Origin of the sequence: Calothrix sp. NIES-2098, assembly GCF_963875125.1 — a bacterium.
Taxonomy (GTDB): domain Bacteria; phylum Cyanobacteriota; class Cyanobacteriia; order Cyanobacteriales; family Nostocaceae; genus Aulosira.
This window is the reverse complement of record NZ_CAWNKJ010000001.1, coordinates 1893126-1912554: the sequence shown is the minus strand read 5'-3', so window position 1 is coordinate 1912554 and position 19429 is coordinate 1893126. Positions and strand designations below refer to the sequence as shown.

Below are 19429 nucleotides of genomic sequence, written 5' to 3'. Positions count from 1 at the left end.
TGAACAGCTAAAGCTTGGCTGAGAAATTCAAGGGAATTTGCAACGTAATTTTCACAGCTTTCTCAGCAATAATTCAGATTTGTCTAGCCTTTTAAAGGCAAGCAGATAGTAAAAGTCGCACCTTGATTAGGGAGACTAGTAGCTGTAATACTACCTTGATGAGCTTCAATAATTCGCTTGGTAATTGCTAACCCCAAACCGTTACCCTTACCTTTGCGTGCGGGATCTGTTGTATAAAATTGCTCAAAAATTCGGGGTAGATCGCTCTCTTTTATCCCTCGTCCCTGGTCTTGAATTTGAATAACAGCTTGTTTTCCTTTGCTGTATGCAGAAATAAATACTTGCGAGTTAGCTGGTGAGTGTTTAATGGCATTATCTAACAAATTGAGAATCGCCTGTAATAACCGTTCTGGATCGCCTTGGATTGTGAGGTTCTCTACGTTCGCCTGTAGAGAAATTTTCCCAGCTTGCATTCGCGGTTCAATTGCATTGACAGCACGGTTAATTAAACCGCCAAGTGAAATAGTTTGCTGTTCGAGTTGTGTAACTCCCGCTTCCAAACGACCTAAATCTAGGAGGTCGTGAATTAATCGTGATAAACGTTTGGTTTCGTTTTCGATAGTTTGAAAAAAGCGATCGCGTAATTCTGGTTCTTCATAAGCTCCTCCTTTGAGTGCGTCTACTGTCACCTGAACGTTACTTATCGGAGTACGCAATTCGTGAGAAACATTAGCTAAAAATACCCGTCGCTCTTGGTCTAGGGAAGCTAACCTTGCACTCATACGGTTGAGTTCTGCTGCTAATTGATCCAACTCATTGTTCTCATGAATCGTTAGCTTATCGCCAAAATGACCGCCACCTAAGCGAATGGCAAAGTTTTGCATAGTTTCAATCGGTTTCGAGAGACTGCGCGCCAGGCGACTGCTAATGAATGCACACACTAGAATCGTCAGTGCTAGAGTTCCTAAAACACTCCAAAATACCCGCGCAAACTGTCGCTGAAATTGCGCCAGCGTCATCGACATTCTGATTACACCCAACAGTTGATTTTTGCGCTCAATCGGTCTAGCGATGTAGAGACGATCCTCCTTTGATAAAACTCCTTTGGCGACTCCTTGTGCGACATCATTTTGTAAAGCTTGTCGCATTCCTGGAACGTGGAACCAGTCCTTAACTTGAGAGTCTAACTTTGGGTCAGAAGTAGCTATTAGAACACCTTGTTGACTAAAAACACGCAGCGTTACAGTTTGTGGCGCACCATACCGTTGCACGAGTAATTTGACTCTGGGAATATCTTGTTCTTCTAGCGCATCTGCAACACTTTCACTTAACGCACTCGTCCAGTTATCTAAATCTGCTTGTCGCGATCGCATGAAATAATCGTAGAACGACCACAAGATATAACCTGCTAGCAGTGACGTTCCAAAAGCTGTCAGCATCAAGTATGTGCTTAACAGCTTGGCATGAATCGTATTTAATTTAATCCGCGGGAAGAAGCCTTTCATGAAGGCGTCTCCTCCAAACGACGACGCAATACAGCTTTGATGCGCGCTAGCAATTCACGGGTATTAAAAGGCTTAGTCACATAATCGTCTGCACCTGCTTCCAAACCCCAAACTTTATCTACATCCTGATCTTTAGCTGTAAGCATGACGATGGGTACATTGGAAAAAGCTCGAATGCGCCAACAAACTTCCATGCCACTAACTTCTGGTAACATCAAATCCAGCAAAATTATATCTGGTACTTCCTTGTGGAACTGTTTGATCGCACTATGCCCATCGACGGCTATGCTTACTGTGTAGCCTTCTTTTTGTAGTGTATAGGTGAGACTGTCACGTAGGGCTGCTTCATCATCCACGAGTAAGACGTGTGGCATTTTACATTTTTAATTAAGGACAACTTTTGATAACTATCATTTTTTGTAACTTTGGATACATTGTCATCTTTCTTAGGTAAGAATTTTGATTGAGCAAGTTTAGGGGAAAGTAATTTACCTTTATCAGCCTGAGACAATACTTGACTTTAGGTTGGTTTGCTTCTGCTAGCTATCCAATAGAATAACGAGGGTAAATATCTTTTGAAATACACTAACAAAATATCAGAGCCACCAATATATACTTCTCGTTTCTTTTGATAAATAGATTTCACCATTTTTTGAGCGCAAATTTCAGCAGCCATGCCTTTTTCTTGCCCTTCATCCATTTTTCCATAAAAACTACCATCATAATTTAGAGCATTACGCGAGATATCAGTTTTAATTCTTCCGGGACACAAGATGGTAATAAAAATTTTAGATTCAGCCTTTAATTCCAACTGTAATGTTTCAAAAAAACCATGCAAGGCGTGTTTTGAAGCTGCATAAGCCGAGCGTAATGGAAAGCCAAATTTTCCAGCTATACTAGAAATTACTGCAATTTGTCCGCTACCATTAGCGATCATAGATGGCAGAACCATTTTAGTCAGATTGATCGTACCAAAATAATTGACATCCATAATCTTATTATCTACTATTGCTTGGGTATCAATAGCTAAAGATCGTTGGCTAATACCTGCATTATTTACCAACACATCAATTCTGCCATAATAATTAATCGCCGTATTTACTGCCTTTTTTGCTGATATATAATCTGCGATATCAAAGGGTATAATCAAGCATTCGCTACTGATATTTTGTTTGACTCTCTGTAATTCCTCTTCTCTTCTTGATGAGATAATTAACTTTGCACCTTGACGAGCAAATTGGTAAGCTAATGCCTCACCAATACCAGATGATGCTCCGGTAATCCAAACAACTCGATCGAGAAATAGCATTGGTCTATACAGTTATAATCAATTACTCATTCATCTCTTTAAAAGTAGCTAATGCTGAAGGAGACAAACGACTGAGGTAGCGGAATATCCAATATTTAAATATAGTATCTAAAATTACAGGAAATGTAGCAATAAACAGAAATATTGCACTTCTATTAGCTGGTAGTCCCAAATGCTCGGCGAAACCTTCTAGCAGTACTTCCCATCCATGCGGCGAGTGGAACCCGACAAATATATCTGTAGACAAAATAATTAAAAAAGCCTTAGCACTATCGCTCAGACCATAGACAATATCATCTATAAAGGATTTGACAATTACGATTTCTTTTTTACTCGTAGCAACTACAATAGCAAAAGCAACTAGTGACAATACATCAGCAAATACATTGCTAATAGCATTGTTACTTTCATGACTAAATTCCTCAGCTATCTCAAGAGCTTTATCACGAATTTGTTCTTGAACTCCTTCAGCAGAAAGTGTTGGTGTGTTATGTAATAAACTTTCCAATTTCAGCCTATTCTCAAAACTCTTCAATTCACTCAAAGCTTTTTCTTCCATGTCTGTATTGAGAAAGATTTGAGTTGTTTCGCCTCTAGATCTTTCTACTAGAGGATTTATTATTATTTGCTTAGATAAATTCTGAGTTAACAGAGGTACAAGAATTAAAATTAAGAAAAATCTTATGGCAACTCTAGTCCGCTTTCGGGAAATTTGGTAATCTCTAACAAATTGTTGTTCTGCTTGTGGAGATAGATCGGCTTTTATTTTATTAATTGTTCTACCTATAGAGCGAGGTAAAAATCCAGTTTTTTGACTGATAGGGGGAACGTTATGAAGTTTCGTATTATTATTAGATGAATCTACTTGGTGCTTTACTTCATTACGCTCGATTCGTAGTGGCTCAGAAATAGGCACTATGTCACTGCTAATAATTAGTTCATCTTTGGGAGTATACTTGGATATCACTTCATCAATAAACTGTAGCTTTTCTAAAATAGTATTTTCAGAAGCATCCAACATGGAGCGACTTAAACGATATTCTGCTAGCCTAATTTTAATAATAGTTAGGTTTTTCTGTAGATACCCTTGCCAATAAGACATCACATTTTCGGTATAATTTGCTGAAGCAGCAGAAATCTTTTGGCTACCAAAATGCTCAATTTCGATGTTTCTGATTATTTGAGCCGCCTCGTATGCTTCTAAGAGCGCTCTTTCTGGCGTATCTTTCAACCATTGTTTAACTTTGATGATGTAGTCTTTGATTTTTTGGCGTAACAAACCTGTGTTTTTTGTAAAGAATGAAGCTTTCATTGCCGACATTTTTATCTATATATTTACTCAATGTAGTACATCTAAGTGAAGCCAAGATTAATAGCTAAGTGACAAAAGTTATAAACAATCATCCATTTTAGTGGCTCTATTATATAAGTTCTTAACTTTGAGTGTACACCTATGAGAGGGTTAGGTACAAGATATAGGAATTTTTATTAGGGTTTAGATTACATATAATCCCGGAATTAAGAGTAAGTTTACTACTATAAAAGTAAATCAAATTTATAGATTACGCCTGTAGGTAGATATAAGATGTTCTAGATTCTGATTTGCAAAGCCAATCTCTCGTTAGCTGTCATTCATAAAAAATTGATTCAGTCTATGAGTCTCGGAAAGTCATGAATCACACCTCAGTTTTTTGTATGTAGTATAAATTTTTAACACGCTTTACTTAAAATCTATTAAATTTGTATTTCAATCCCATGTATTTAATATGTAAATTTTGTGTCATTACTGTGACATGAACTCTAGAAGATTTTAATTATGCTGGATAATACTATCTTATTTATGCGATTGGTATAGATTATTTCATCTATAGAAATCCCATTTGATTAAAAAAATACTTACTTATCCTTCTAGTAGGTAGGGCATTATCCACTACATATATTTCAGAAATCAAATATGAGTTTTATAGCAATACTATTTGATTTGCAAACATCGAGAGACTAAGTCTGTGACTTCTACCCTTCGGGAAGCCATCCTACGGGTGTCTACAATAAGTTGGCGATCTTTTTGTGTTTTCTCTATTACCTAACTCTAATTTGTAAGTTCAAAAATTAGATAGGAGTCCTACATATTTATTTCTAGATATTTATCAACATTGATTTAACAAGGCTCTTATAAATAAATTTCTGCTATTAAAAACATTTCATGATGTACAAATCAATAAATAATTTATTTGTCAAGCGTATTTAATAATTTTGTATATTTGATTGATGAAAATGGAAATTTTACAGAATATTGCATTAAATTACAGCATGATTATATTAAGTTTTATCTTCTAGCTTAGTTAATCTTTGAGGGTTGTTGAATGCTATTATTCAGTTAACACATAATTGTTAACTAACCATGAGAAGCGCTGATTAATAACCGTTAACTTAGTTGACAACATTGCCTGCCTTCTTCGTATTTCTAAAAGTTAGTAGCCGTCAAGATATTTACTCAATGTTACGATTGCTTTACTTAAATTATTTATCCTCAATCTTAACGCCTAGTATCTTTGGCTCAATACATCAATTAAATTAGCCTAAATTGCTTATCTCTCAACGATTTTGTAATTTATCTCAGCACGAATAATTCTGTTATTTCTACTGCGTGTTTAACTTTACTTTGTTGCTTAGTGAAATGTTTGCAACAAAATACTTAAGTATTAACACTAAATCACTGCCAAATCAAAAATTATGGATGTCAAAGAACTTCTAACTAGATATGCAGCCGGAGAAAGAAGCTTTAACGGCATAGAATTGCCAGAAGCAGATTTGCGAGGAGCTAACTTAGGTGGTGTAGACTTTGGTAGAGTTAACCTCCAAGGTGCCAACCTTACAGGCGCATCCTTGAGTGGGGCTAATTTGAGTCAAGCAAATCTTAGAGGCGCGAAACTACATAGGGCAAATTTATCTGAAGTCATTCTGAGTGGGGCTGACTTACGCCAAGCTGCGCTGACAACAGCTAACTTGAATGAGTCGGATCTCAGCGGTGCGTGTCTCAATGATGCAGACTTGTGTGATGCGAATTTGCATATGGCATCACTTAGCGCCGCGAATTTGCAGGGTGCTAATTTGAGTGGGGCAAAGATGGGTGGAGTCAGGATGTGGAAAGCAGATTTGCAGTGGGCAGATTTAAGTGGGGCTGACTTAAGTGAAGCAAATCTGAGTGAAGCAAACTTGACTGGGGCGAACCTCAATGCCACAGATATGAGTGAAACATTTATGACAGGAACAATTATGCCTGATGGGTTTATCCATCAGTAAATACCCGCTTAATGCTAACAATTACCAATAGCATTTATCTGATTAACCAAGCGATCGCACTTCACTATACTAGTATTATTCTCCAAGGAGTATCGTTTACAAACAAGCGCTCAAAATTACCCAGTCGATAGAAAGATATGCCAAAATTCTAAAATCATTAGACTGCTGTAATTATGAACTTGAGCCTGTGCATGATTGTGAAAAACGAAGCAGCGACACTGCCTAAATGTCTCAGCAGTGTGAAAGATGTCGTAGATGAAATTGTTGTTTTAGATACAGGTTCTAGCGATCGCACTCCAGAAATCGCTACAGGATACGGTGCAAAAGTACATCACTATCAATGGAACAATAACTTTAGTACGGCTCGCAATGAAGCTTTAAAATATGTTACAGGTGATTGGATTTTGGTGTTAGATGCAGATGAGACACTAACGCCAGAAATTAAACCACAGATACGCTCAACAATTCAAAGTGAAGAATATCTTTTGCTCAACTTGGTGCGTCATGAGATAGGTGCAGAACAGTCTCCTTATTCTTTGGTTTCTAGACTTTTCCGCAATCACCCAGAAATTCGCTTTTCTCGTCCTTATCATGCTTTAGTTGATGATAGCGTCGCGGCAATTTTAACCAAAGAACCTCACTGGCAAATCGGCTATTTGCAAGGAGTAGCAATTCTGCACAAAGGATATCAAAAAAATGCGATCGCGCAAGGTAATAAATATGCTAAAGCCCAAGCAGCAATGGAAAAATTTATTGCCGAACATCCTTACGATCCTTATGTTTGTAGTAAGTTGGGAGCTTTATATGTACAGACCGGGAAAATTAAGGAAGGGATAGAACTGCTAAAAAGAGGAGTGAGAACTAGCCAAGAAAACTACGACATTTTATACGAACTTCATTACCATTTAGGCATTGCTTACAGTAAATTACAAAATCCCCAACAAGCTAGCGTTCACTACCAAACTGCAATTAAGTTACCTATTTATCCTATTTTAAAATTGGGAGCATATAACAATCTCGGTAACTTACTCAAAGCCGCAGGAGATTTAAAAAATGCTAGAAAAGCTTATGAAACAACTTTAAGAATTGACCCTAATTTTGCTACCGGACATTACAATTTGGGAATGACACTCAAAGCTATGGGTTTATTTACAGATGCGATCGCTTGTTACCAAAAAGCCATCAAATTAAACCCCAGCTATGCAGAAGCTTATCAAAATTTAGGGGTAGTGCAGCTAAAAGTCGGGAATGTTCCAGCTAGTTTAACAGCTTTTAAAAATGCGATCGCTCTACACCAACAGCAAAACCCCGAAGAAGCACAAAGACTCCGTCAGGGTTTGCAAGAGATGGGGTTGATGTGAGTAAAGGATGAGGGAGTGTGGGAAGTGTGGGAGAGGGTGGGGAGAAATGACAAATTTCCAATGCCCCATGCCCAATGATACTAAATCCTAGATCTCACAAACTTCTCTAATCTATCCATTCCCTTTTCAATAGTCGCCATATCCGTAGCGTAGGAAAGGCGGATGTTGCTATCAGCACCAAAGGCAATTCCGGGAATGACTGCTACTTGATGTTCTTCAATCAGCGCATCACAAAATTCTAGAGATTTTAGGCCTGTTTTGCTGATGTCAGGGAAAAGATAAAAAGCACCATCTGGTTTCGGACAACTCAATCCGGGGATGGCGTTGAGTCTGTCTAGCATCACCTGTCGGCGTTTGGCGAAGGCTTGGCGCATTTCTTCTACACAATCTTGGGAACTTTCCAAAGCTGCGATCGCGCCATATTGCGCAAAGGTACACACGTTAGATGTACTATGCCCTTGAATGGTACTTGTGGCTTTAATAATTTCCACTGGACCTGCTAAATAGCCAATCCGCCAGCCTGTCATCGAATAAGCTTTCGCAAACCCGTTGCTAATTAAGGTACGGTCAAAAATTTCCTTCCCTAGAGAACCAATGCTAATATGCTCTGCACCATCGTAGAGAATCTTCTCGTAAATTTCGTCAGAGACAACAAAGATATCTGCATCAACAACTACCTCTGCTAGCGCTTTAATTTCCTCTGGGGTGTACACCATTCCTGTAGGGTTAGATGGCGAGTTGAGGATAAATAGCTTAGTTTTTGGCGTAATTGATTTTCGCAGTTGTTCGGGAGTAATTTTATAACCTGTAGAAGCATCTGTGGGGACAATTACTGAGACTCCACCTACTAAAGTTACCATCTCCGGATAACTGAGCCAGTAGGGAGCCGGGATAATTACTTCATCCCCCGGATCTATGAGGGCGACGATTAAGTTGTACAGAGAATGTTTGCCGCCGTTGGTGACGATGACATTTTCTGCCTTATAATCTAGACCATTGTCAGCTTTGAGCTTACGGGCGATCGCTTCCCTTAACTTTGGTTCTCCGGCGGCCGGGCCATATTTGGTTTTGCCTTCATCCAAAGCTTTTACTGCTGCTGCTTTAATATGCGCTGGGGTATCAAAATCCGGTTCACCAGCGCTAAAACTACAAACGTCCACACCCTCTGCTTTCATTGCCTTAGCTTTAGCTGCGATCGCTAAGGTTAAAGAGGGCGTTACCTGACTTACTCGTGCTGCCAGCTTCATTCTAAATTTATTTGGCGAATCTTTAATCTATTTAACAATATCCCACAATCTCGATCGAGAATTCTGTTTTTAGAATTCCTTAGTCAGTTTATTTAGGGAATTCTAGTATCTCATGATTTTTGCGATCGTTTAGCTGGTAAATATTTGTACCAGTTAAAATTCCCTAACATTCTTTGGTATCGGTTTTTATCAAATGCTATCGCAAGCAGTTAGGGCAGTAAAATATCAAATCGATTGATTCACCTTACAAAGAAAAAGCTGGTGCACATTTTTCTGATAGTACATTTCTCCATGCAGTTTCATCTCCGAATTAAAATCATTGACGCTTAAAACTGTCTTATAACCATTAATGATTCTTCTATTAAATGCTCCTCCAGTATCATCAATAAAATCAGTACTCAATAAGTTGCTAAACTCTCGAAATATTTCTGTGTTCGCGCTAAATCTTCTCAAGACCAATACACCATATGATTTAAATAAACTAATGATTTTGTCTTGTTATAATTCAAAAATGCTATTATTGGAAATACTGATAATTTGTTGATTTATGAGTTCTGATATTGCTTGTATCTGAACGTTCATAGTAATTAATAAAAATTGACAAATATTTGATTTGGCTTAAATTAGCCCTATATAATTTAACATAATAATTTTTGCTAAAAGTAGATGATTATATTGCATTTTCTACCATAAAATAAATATTAATAATATAAATTAAATTAATATATATTGAATCTGTTTTCAAAAGTCCCATTTAAATTAGAATGTAACTCAATCGGTTAATATGTGAGCTATAAATAGGATACCAGTGTTAATATTGGTGTCCTAAAACCGAAACGGATTAGGACAAATAAAGTGAAGAATCAAGCATTAAAGCTAGCTACAGGACTAGCACTTATATGTACTAGTGTAACTATCAACACTGGTCTAGCTAATCAAATAGTCTTAGCAAAAACAAAAAATCCTCAAAAATGTAATATTTATGCTTATGTTAATGTCTCATCTGGGCAAGCTTTAAATGTGCGGAGTGGAGCCAGTACCCAGAATAAAATTTTAGGACAAGTGCCTGTTAACGATACTGTTCAGGTTGTTGCTACTGTACCAAATTGGGCAAAAGTTACTAATGCTAGTGGCGGTTTTAAAGGAACTGGCTGGGTATCTTTGCCAAAATTAGGTTTATCAACACGAGGCTATGGTACTAATGGGGTAAAACTTTATGCCAAGACTAATCAAACCAGCCAAGTAATAGTAAAAATTCCCCCAAATACCAACGTTCAATTATTAGGCTGTCAAGGAGGATGGGCGCTAGTGGAATATAAAGGTATTAAGGGTTGGTTGGTAAGAGAAGATCAATGTGGTGCCGCCCTTACCAGTTGTTCTTGATATCGTACTTAAAGTCAAATTCCCGGCTTATTGAAGAAGTCGGGAATTTTTGTTTATTTTAGCGATCGCCTTTTTATCAAATCCTAACTAGCTTTAGAACACCTCAAATACATTAGAGTTTCCGTATCCGGAATTCAAACCTCCACCTGCAACCCAAATTTCTCCACCATACACTACAGGAAAAATACCATGCCTAGCAGTTGGCATAGGCGTACCAACTCGCCAAGTATTAGTTTTTGGATTGTAAATATCGACGCGATTGTAAACATAAGCGCTAGTTGCACCCGCACCATTCCCAGTTTCGCCGCCCATTACATAGAACTCACCGTTAAGATAAGCAGCTTTCCCCGTACCACCGCGTTCTTGAGGCAAAGGCTTGAGCGATGAGCCAGAATCTAAACTAGAAACCCAAGTGTTAGTAGCAGGGTCGTAGATTTCCACAGTATCAAATCCATTGGATACATCATTCCCGCCATCACGACCGCCAAAAACATATAACTTACTCCCATCCGTACCAGATGCTGAGTGATTAAGACCCTGTTTCATCGGTGCTAGCATCGTCCAAGTATTAGTTGTAGGATTGTATTTAGCTACTTTATTAGTAGTAGCGGAGCTAACAATTCCACCAGCCACATATATTTCCCCACTGATTACAGCAGAGGAACTAGAACCTGCGGCAAAAGGCATATCAGCACCTAAACTCCACTTATTAGTGGTTGGATCGTAGATTTGTACCTTACCATTGGCACCACCACCCAATCCTCCAAGTAGATAGAGTTTTCCATTGAAAACTTCTGCTGCGTGGTGATTGCCCACATATGGTCTGACAGCTACATTACTCCAGGTTCCAGCGGTCACATTGTAAGCAAGGGTGGCATTGTTAGCTTCACCAATAACATAAAGTATGCCGTTAATCATTCCCGAACTCACTTCACCTAGGGATATAGGCATTTTTGGAGCCGAATCCCAAATACCTGGAGTCGTTAAAGAATTCCCGGATTTGATGTTGACTGTGAATGATCCTAAAGCACCGCTTTGGAGATAGTTGTTATTGATGTCGCTAACTTGATTAGCCTGTACTGACACAGTGTAAGTGCCGTTATCAGCTGCATCCCAGCTACCACCAGGTGCAGTTATTTGGTAAGTTGCGGTTCGCGGTGTACCATTGCTGTTGGTATTCACGCTTACTAATTTCACAGAGGGCTTAATTCCATTAGGGCCCGTGACTAAAATATCCTGAGAATCCAAGGTAGACACCTTGACTCCGACATTATCGGTATAGGTTACTGTCAAGTTTTGACTTGTACCACCATTAGTACTGATATTTGCAGCAGATAAACTTGCCGTTGGTGGTGTCGAGTCTGTTTGGTTAGAGGAAAGAAATTCAATGTAATCAAATCTGGCGTACTCTTGCTGGTTCTGTGTACCTTTGATCTCGATTACATCTCCAGGGTTGAGTGCTAGTCCAGTCGCAATAGTTCGATGTACAAAAGTCTCAGTGGTGGCTACATTACTACCCAGATCCTGATTTAGAGTCCATGCATCTATCGGCTTACCGCCAATATTTACGGCGAAATTACCAGATCCGTCGTTCTCATCATAGTAACCAACCACGACATTATAATTACCAGCAGCACCATTAAATTTAGTGGTAGCTATACCAGTTGCAGCAGCAGTACCCAAAAGACTAACGACATTTCCACCAGAAGCTATACTGTTCGACTCAGCATAGTAGTTCGTTAGAGTCATATTTTCTGCTTCTACGCGAATCTTTGATTCTGGTTGTGTTGGCTGCGAGATAGGAATCACTTCAATATCGGAAACTTTTGCATTGTCTACACTAGCCTTAAAGTCTATATTGAGTATCCCATCTGTCACCTGAACGTCTGCTGATTTTCTCAGTGCCGTATTTACCCCGGCCTCAGCAACGATATCCAGGTTTTTGATAACAGATGCACCCTCAATATTCACATCAAAAATTCGTTGTCCTGGACTAGACCAGTAAATCTCAGCAAAATCTAGATTTACTTTGTAAGTACCACTAGATATGGGGATATTGTAAGAAAATTGATCTCCCCAACGTTCTGTTTGATAGAGTAGTGGGTTGCTGGTACCACCAATAGTTTTGTTTGTAGCGTAAGTATTGCTACTAGTAAAATTAGCGTCCTTAGCCCAGACGTTGCCGGAGAGGTCTGTATAGGTATCTCCACCAGCGTTAATTCTGATAGTCGGCTGTGATAACATATTGTCCTGATAGATTTTGTCCTTGCCACTAAGCTTTCTAGCAAAGTAAACAATACTGAACAGCTCAAAGACCACGCTAAGAGTGTGGTCTTGAACTTGTAGGTGTATTATAAGCTACAAAGCTTTTTGGCTTCCTTAATGAAATATTTTGATAATATTAAATCTTCTTGATAAATACTATTGACAATATAAAGGAACTGTATATTTTTAGTAAAGCCAAGAACAGTATTTTATGAATTCTGTGAAAATCTACCGAAAGAAAGACAAGAATTAACCGCTTTTATCAGGGTAATAGCATAATATTAAACCGCCATTTTATATACTGTCGCAACAAATAAATGATGCAATATCTGCGGTAATTAGCTAGAAATTGCTGCACAGATGATTTTGTCTAAAATTCAAAGTATAGATAGTCTTTTTTCTTGCTTGAGAGATAAACAAAGGATATTTCTAAAATTTTATTTTGCTTTTGAAAAAGTAATAGAAGTCATTTAATGCTAAAAATCTGCATTTAGCAAAAATTTAGTTTCTCAAACAGAATAAGCTTTGAAAAAATATTAATTATAAATAATTGCAATAACTTAATAGGAAAAATTTTAGTCTTTAGAGAGATGTATTGCATCTAAGCTAATACTTTGATAAGTATTATTTGGGTTTTGAGATTAAATTAAAACCCGATTACTGAATGTTAGAAATTATTTATGACTTACGATAACCGCGCGGTGGTACGCAAGGTTCTAATTATCACCCTACTATTAAACCTGTTTGTCATGGCATTGAAAGCAGTTGTAGGTTACTCAACAGGTTCTCTTAGCTTGTTGGCGGATGCTTTACACAGCGTCACAGATAGCGCCAACAATGTTTTAGGATTGATTACTAGTAAATTTTCTTCCCCACACCCCGATCGCGAACATCCCTACGGACATCAAAAATTTGAAGCTGTGGGTGCTTTGGGCATTTCTGCATTTTTAGGGATAGCTTGTTTTGAAATTCTCCAAGGAGCAATCGAAAGAATTCTTAAAGGCGGTCATCCTGTAAAAATATCAGCACCAGAATTGTGGCTGTTACTAATTGTACTGGGTGTGAATATTTTTGTGACTTTTTACGAACGGAGTGTAGGAAAAAGAGTAGGTAGCCCAATTTTGATTGCTGATGCTACCCATACGATGAGTGATGTGTGGGTGACAATTACGGTAATTGGCGGCTTGGTTGGCGTGTGGCTAGGTTATCAATGGCTGGATGTAGTTTTAGCTTTCCCGGTTGCTTTGTTGGTATTTTGGAGTGGTTGGTCAGTTTTAAAAGCGAATTTACCTTCACTAGTAGATGAAATGGCGATCGCACCAGAAGCGATTAATGCGATCGCGCTTTCTGTTCCGGGAGTAGTTAACTGTCATGACATTGCTTCTCGTGGAGTTCTAGGCCGTCAAGTTTTTATTGAAATGCATTTAATTGTAGATGCAACAGATGTAGAAACCGCCCATCGCATCACTGAAGAAGTGGAAAACCAACTAGAAGAACGTTTCCGGCCTGTTAGGATTCTCATTCATGTAGAACCCCCAGCTTACCAGTCTGAGAAAATTACCTTTGAATCTGGCTCAAAATAGGGCAACTCAAATAAGATGGCTATAGTCTTTTTTTAATAAAGAGAATATCTTTAGATCGTGGAATCTTCCTTTCCAAAAGCCATATTCTCTCAATACTCCTTCTTCGACAAATTGCAATTTTTTTAACAATTGAATAGAAGCATTATTCTCTAGCATTACAAAGGCTTCAATTCGATTTAAATCTAATTGTTCAAAACCCCATTGAATAATAGCGCTTAAGGCTTCTGTCATCAAACCTTTTCGCCAATAATCTCTAGCAAGTTCATATCCAATTTCAGCCTGAAAGCGGTTTCTTATGCTATAGCCACAGGAACCAACGATCGCATTGTCCTCTTTCCTCGCTATTCCCCAACGGATAGCCTGTTGATTCTGAAAGCGTTCTGCACGCCTCTGAATCAGAAACTGAGCTTGTTCTATATTGGTAGCAGTTTCTACGTCATGATACTTAGTTACTGCATCATCTGCAAAAATCTGAAAAACTGCTGGCGTGTCATTTAGTGTTGTTTCCCGCAAGATTAAATTTTCAGTCGTCAGTTGCGGAAAATTTTGGAAAGCAGCATTTATCGACATTGCTGAATGTAGCTAAAATTCAACCATAAAAAAGAGTTATGAGTTTTTAGTTTTTGCAACTTCAAACTCATAACTCGCAATTGTTCATTCAAAATACAACTATTCCCATTCTATCGTTCCAGGTGGCTTGGAGGTAATATCGTAAACTACGCGATTTACACCTTTCACCTCATTGACAATCCGGTTAGAAATTACTTCCAACACATCATAAGGTACGCGCGCCCAGTCAGCAGTCATACCATCTTCGCTGGTGACAATCCGTAAAACAATGGGGTAAGCGTAGGTACGTTGATCGCCCATTACACCTACACTGCGAATCGGTAGCAACACGGCGAATGCTTGCCAAACATCGTGGTACAAGCCACGTTGGTTAATTTCTTGGCGAACAATCAAATCAGCATCGCGGAGTATGTTCAATCTGTCTGCTGTGACTTCACCGAGAATGCGAATCGCCAAACCAGGGCCGGGGAAAGGTTGACGTTGTACGATTTCTTCTGGTAAGCCAATCGAACGTCCAACTTTGCGGACTTCATCTTTAAACAGTTTCCGTAATGGTTCAACTAGTTTAAATCGTAGGTCTTTGGGCAATCCACCAACGTTGTGATGACTCTTGATTTTCACCGCGACTCGTTCGCCAGTTTGGGGATCGACGTTGGTATCTGCTGATTCGATCACGTCTGGATACAGCGTACCTTGAGCGAGATAATCAAAATGACCTAAGCGTTTGGATGTTTCTTCAAATACACGGATGAATTCGTGACCGATGCGGCGACGTTTTTCTTCGGGATCTGTAACGCCAGCAATTGTTGCTAAAAAGCGATCGCGGGCATTTACATACTCTACTGGAATATGAAACTGCTCTTGGAATAGCTTCACCAATCTTTCTGGCTCATACTTCCGCATAAAGCCTTGATCGATAAATACACAAGTTAGCTGATCGCCAATGGCTTTATGTAATAAAAACGCCAAGGTAGAAGAATCTACGCCACCAGACAGCGCTAACAATACCCGCTTATCACCAACTCTGGCGCGAATTTCCCGGACTGATTCTTCCACAAAAGCAGCTGTCGTCCAGGTAGGTTCGCAGTCACAGATATGGTAAACAAAGTTACGAATTAATGCCAAGCCGCCCTGAGAATGTACTACTTCTGGATGGAACTGTACGCCATAAAGTTTTTTCTCATGGTCGGCAATTGCCGCACAAGGAGTATTTTCTGTATGTGCTAGTAATTCAAAACCTGGTGGCATTTTTGTTACAGAGTCGCCGTGACTCATCCACATTGTCGTGCCATCTTCGACGTTAGTCAGCAAGTCTGTGGGATCGTCTATATATAATGATGCTTTTCCATACTCACCGCGATCGGCCTTGGCAACTTCCCCACCTAACTGATTCACCATCAGTTGCATACCATAGCACACGCCCAAAATTGGAATTCCCAAATTCCAAATTTCTGGGTCACAATGGGGCGCGCTATCTCCATAAACAGAACTCGGGCCACCAGAGAGGATAATTCCTTTGGGATTTAGTTGCCGTAAATGTTCAGCTGTCGTACGATAGGACAGGACTTCTGAGTATACTTGAGTCTCGCGGATGCGTCGAGCAATTAGTTCGGAATACTGAGAACCAAAGTCCAGGATCACAATGATTTGGCGATTAAGCTGTCCCCAATTGTCAGTGGTTTGGGGTGATTGTTCAGTTAGTAGAGTCACCGCTGTATTCATGATGGCAAGAGAGTGTGTCTGTTAGGATAAATCGTCGCTCTATGGTCTAAGTGAAGCCATTAACTCTACCTTAATTAGGTGAGTAATGGTAAATAAATCCCCTACAAACGCGCTGAATGAAACGCGCCTGTCTAGCCTATGGATCTGGCATGGTATTAAAAAGACAAAATTACCCTAGTTCCGCTACTGAAAAAGTTATTTATTTGGATTATTTATGATTATTCATATTAAATTAACATAATTTTCCGGATAACATACAAGCAGTTTTGCTCTTTACGATAATTTTGCGATCGCGGTCAAAAAGCACTGAACCACAGACTGTAGCAGCTGCACCTCTATTGCTGTGGCTTTGGATATATTCTTGGGAACGAGTGTCAATAGCTTGGGCGATCGCACTGTAAACTTGATTTACCCAATCACTGCCAGTATTAGCATCTAGCGATCTCAGGTATGTAAGTGCAGCTTCAGCTGTGGGACTATCAAACACTACTTGGATATCTGGCTGCTTTAACCCAGCTAAACTACAGTAAGTGGCGAGAATTTCTCGACGCCCATCAGCAAGATGATGATGGGTATGAAAAATTCCCCCTGCTAATTTCATGAGTTTGCCATGATACCCAAACAATAAGATTTCTTTAACACCCAAAACATCAGCTGCTACTAACATCGGCCCTAACCAGTTAGCAGTTTTGACTAATCGTTCGGGATTAATACCGATTTTCTGCGCTAAATCTAAGCCATTCTCACCAATACAAAATACCAAGCTGTCAAATTTACTGGCTTTCTGTTCTAAATCAGCACGGAAAGCAGTGAGTTGTTCTGGCGTACTTAAGGGTTGGGAAATTCCCGTAGTTCCCAGAAGCGAAAGCCCTTCAACCACCCCAAAAGCGGCATTAGAAGTACGAACAGCCAGCGATCGCCCGGCAGGTAAAATAATTGTTACCCTAATTCTTTCATTTGGTGCAAGCGATCGCCGCAAGTTTTCTTGCAATAGCCTTTGAGCATAAGCGTAAATAGCCGCTTTCCCCTCACCATTCTCCTGCTTACCAATTCCTTCGCCGCCTTGAATAACTACTGCTTCCCCTTCTCCCTGTTCCCATTCCACCAGCGCCCAAATCGGCGTATTCTTAGTCAGATCGAGATTATCACCAGGCTCGCTGCGGGTAATTGCCAAAGCACTATTCTCAGATAAGCCTGCTACCTGTTCAATCGTGATTTCAGCGATTTGAGCTGGTTCAATTAAATCTACTGCTACTTCTGTTAAGGGTTGACGATGACGCAACCAGTGTAAAGCTGCAACAGCAGCAGCGCAGGCAAAAACGGGGAGAGTGTATCCAGAACGCGAAATTGTCATTTGTGATTTGTCATTTGTTATTTATTCATCTCCCCTGCACCATGCTTTAATTAAACACCTAACTCTGATAATAGAGCTTGCATCTCTTCCCACAAGAGTCCTTGTTGGATATAACGAGGTGCTTCCGGATTGTAAGGAGTAGCTACGCGATCGATGCTGAGAATTTTAGCTCCATCTGGTAGCACGGGTACATCTGGATCGAATGCTGTTGGGCGCATTAGCGAACTAGAAAAGCCTTTAAATATGGCAATTGTATCTTCTTCACGATCAATTTCCACATTTACTAGTAAAACTTCTTGGGGGCGTTTGGCAGTGTATTGTTCCAGTCGCTTACCAATAGAGTTCATTGTCTGGCAAAAGATTACTGTTGTGTAGCTGAACGTCCCTGCTTACCTAGCTTAATTAAGACAAAGTAGCTTAAGTAAAGCACGTAAATTATCAAGCCGACGATCCCCAGAAAGCCCAGAAATGCAGGTTTGCTATTGGCGTGGAAATATTCTTTAAATAGTAATGGGGCTTCTAACCAAACACGACAATAGGAAGATTGGAGTGCAGTTGGAGAAAAAGCACAACCCAAAAAAGGTATAAAGGCTATGGTTCCCAAAATTCCATAGATAGTCATAGCCCAACGCCACGAGGTAAAAGTTAGTTTTAACGGCCCGCTAGCTTGATATTCAATTTCATCATTGAGATCTACCCAGAACCACAAAGAAACAGGGATCAAGATGCGCCCAATCAATCCAGAGAGAAAACTTACCCCAAATCCACTAATCATCAAGTAAACAGTAATGGCCAACAAACTAGATACTCGCCAGTAAATAGTTAATAAGCGTTGTATTCCTTCTGCTTTTTGCACAAACGCCCAAATTAGCAAAATTAGAGGGATAATTACCATAAATATCAGCGCCAGTCTATAGTCAAGCCACACAAACGGGCGAAACCAAACATCATTTTCCATAGTTCTTACCAAAATATCAATTAAGCAATCTCACTAAAAAGTATCCTTAACTGGCATACTTAACAGTTATTAACTAGCTAATAGCTGTTACATGATAGCTAACAGTTTAATTAAAACAAACAATTTAGGTACTAGTTCAGAACAGATATTTTTATACTAATTTCCTGAAATTTCGACTAGACTGGAAATACTTTGTTAGACTTAGAAAATATCTCTGCCACTAATTACTGCATCTAAAGCTACAAAATATAGTACTTAAATGTGTAATTAGAAAAAAGAACAAGCAACTCAAGGTTTTTTTACTTAATATCTTGCATCGACGACAACGCTAGGGTGAGTTTTGCAAACTACCCCAATGCGAGATTTTATGTAAACTCCCAGAATCTTTAGTTAACCCAAAGATTGCTACTAAATTTACTCAATCTTAAAATAAGCTGAGTAAACAGAGATGGAAGTCCTGTAAAGGTGCAAGATATCAATAAAGGAGTCCTGGTTGCTTGCCCGTTAGACGACAAGAAAATTGACTAATTTAATTTTTAGTCATCGTAAACTCGGCACTCAACTGCTTCTGGATTGTCATCGCAGTACTTTTCTAAAGAATTTTTTTGCTTATTTTGGCGCTGATGAGAGGCTTCAGCTTGCAATTCTTCAACTGCATCCCAAGCGGCTGCACATTCAGCAGAGTTGCTCCCTGAAATGTCACAGACAGCACGAGCTTGTTCAACTTCTTCTTGGATTTTTTCTTGGATGTCGCTCATAGATTTAGTCTCGTTGTGTGGTGTTAATACCAGTATAGAAAAATCTCAAAAATGACAGTTTTTGTTCTATCTACACCATTCTAACCACTTAGCTGTTAAGTTAGTGTTTTA

The 19429-nt window shown here is 39.2% G+C and carries 16 protein-coding genes; 4 read left to right on the top strand and 12 right to left on the bottom strand.

The features are described 5' to 3' along the window. Positions 1 to 83: 83 nt before the first annotated feature. From AACU33_RS08055 to AACU33_RS08040, 4 genes are all read right to left on the bottom strand, one after another. The gene (locus tag AACU33_RS08055; protein WP_096588016.1) at positions 84 to 1505 is read right to left on the bottom strand and encodes a sensor histidine kinase; all 1422 of its coding nucleotides are present in this window, start codon (positions 1503 to 1505) and stop codon (positions 84 to 86) included. After that, positions 1502 to 1879 carry a response regulator transcription factor gene (locus tag AACU33_RS08050; RefSeq protein WP_096588015.1) on the bottom strand — a complete coding sequence of 126 codons (378 nt, stop codon included), beginning with the start codon at positions 1877 to 1879 and terminating at the stop codon, positions 1502 to 1504. The genes AACU33_RS08055 and AACU33_RS08050 overlap by 4 nt, the downstream gene beginning before the upstream one ends. Before the next feature lie 146 nt (positions 1880 to 2025). Then, positions 2026 to 2814 (bottom strand): SDR family oxidoreductase, encoded by a 789-nt coding sequence (locus AACU33_RS08045; RefSeq protein WP_096588014.1) that lies wholly within the window; start codon positions 2812 to 2814, stop codon positions 2026 to 2028. Positions 2815 to 2836: 22 nt separating this feature from the next. Further along, entirely contained in the window at positions 2837 to 4126 is a 1290-nt protein-coding gene (locus AACU33_RS08040; RefSeq protein WP_096588013.1) for a proton extrusion protein PcxA, read from the bottom strand. A 1421-nt stretch (positions 4127 to 5547) separates the two neighbouring features. On the opposite strand from AACU33_RS08040, the gene AACU33_RS08035 reads away from it, so the two are divergent. Together AACU33_RS08035 and AACU33_RS08030 are read left to right on the top strand one after the other, a co-directional pair. Beyond that, on the top strand, positions 5548 to 6117 hold the full coding sequence (locus tag AACU33_RS08035; RefSeq protein WP_096588012.1) for a pentapeptide repeat-containing protein: 570 nt from the start codon (positions 5548 to 5550) through the stop codon (positions 6115 to 6117). A 173-nt stretch (positions 6118 to 6290) separates the two neighbouring features. Continuing rightward, complete coding sequence (locus AACU33_RS08030) at positions 6291 to 7478, top strand: tetratricopeptide repeat protein (protein WP_096588011.1); 1188 nt, start codon at positions 6291 to 6293, stop codon at positions 7476 to 7478. Between the two features lie 80 nt (positions 7479 to 7558). On the opposite strand, the gene AACU33_RS08025 is transcribed toward AACU33_RS08030, so the two are convergent. Further along, positions 7559 to 8725, bottom strand: coding sequence for a pyridoxal phosphate-dependent aminotransferase (locus AACU33_RS08025; protein WP_096588010.1), 1167 nt, complete (start codon positions 8723 to 8725; stop codon positions 7559 to 7561). An 855-nt stretch (positions 8726 to 9580) separates the two neighbouring features. Between AACU33_RS08025 and AACU33_RS08020 the strand changes: the two genes are divergently transcribed. Continuing rightward, positions 9581 to 10108 (top strand): SH3 domain-containing protein, encoded by a 528-nt coding sequence (locus AACU33_RS08020; protein ID WP_096588009.1) that lies wholly within the window; start codon positions 9581 to 9583, stop codon positions 10106 to 10108. A gap of 93 nt (positions 10109 to 10201) precedes the next feature. Here the strand turns inward: AACU33_RS08020 and AACU33_RS08015 are convergent, their stop codons facing one another. Further along, positions 10202 to 12352, bottom strand: a complete 2151-nt coding sequence (locus AACU33_RS08015; protein WP_096588008.1) for a malectin domain-containing carbohydrate-binding protein — start codon at positions 12350 to 12352, stop codon at positions 10202 to 10204. 701 nt (positions 12353 to 13053) lie between these two features. On the opposite strand from AACU33_RS08015, the gene AACU33_RS08010 reads away from it, so the two are divergent. Continuing rightward, complete coding sequence (locus tag AACU33_RS08010) at positions 13054 to 13956, top strand: cation diffusion facilitator family transporter (protein WP_096588007.1); 903 nt, start codon at positions 13054 to 13056, stop codon at positions 13954 to 13956. 6 nt (positions 13957 to 13962) lie between these two features. Here the strand turns inward: AACU33_RS08010 and AACU33_RS08005 are convergent, their stop codons facing one another. The 6 genes from AACU33_RS08005 to AACU33_RS07980 form a co-directional block, all read right to left on the bottom strand. Continuing rightward, positions 13963 to 14526, bottom strand: coding sequence for a GNAT family N-acetyltransferase (locus tag AACU33_RS08005; RefSeq protein WP_096588006.1), 564 nt, complete (start codon positions 14524 to 14526; stop codon positions 13963 to 13965). 99 nt (positions 14527 to 14625) lie between these two features. Further along, entirely contained in the window at positions 14626 to 16248 is a 1623-nt protein-coding gene (gene guaA, locus AACU33_RS08000; protein WP_096588005.1) for a glutamine-hydrolyzing GMP synthase, read from the bottom strand. 232 nt (positions 16249 to 16480) lie between these two features. Beyond that, positions 16481 to 17602: a cobalt-precorrin-5B (C(1))-methyltransferase CbiD gene (cbiD, locus tag AACU33_RS07995; protein ID WP_339375843.1), complete on the bottom strand. Its 1122-nt coding sequence runs from the start codon at positions 17600 to 17602 to the stop codon at positions 16481 to 16483. 50 nt (positions 17603 to 17652) lie between these two features. Then, positions 17653 to 17949: a DUF7734 family protein gene (locus tag AACU33_RS07990; protein WP_096588004.1), complete on the bottom strand. Its 297-nt coding sequence runs from the start codon at positions 17947 to 17949 to the stop codon at positions 17653 to 17655. Positions 17950 to 17963: 14 nt separating this feature from the next. Continuing rightward, complete coding sequence (locus AACU33_RS07985) at positions 17964 to 18560, bottom strand: DUF3177 family protein (protein ID WP_096588003.1); 597 nt, start codon at positions 18558 to 18560, stop codon at positions 17964 to 17966. 536 nt (positions 18561 to 19096) lie between these two features. Then, positions 19097 to 19318 (bottom strand): Calvin cycle protein CP12, encoded by a 222-nt coding sequence (locus AACU33_RS07980; protein ID WP_096588002.1) that lies wholly within the window; start codon positions 19316 to 19318, stop codon positions 19097 to 19099. Positions 19319 to 19429: the final 111 nt, after the last annotated feature.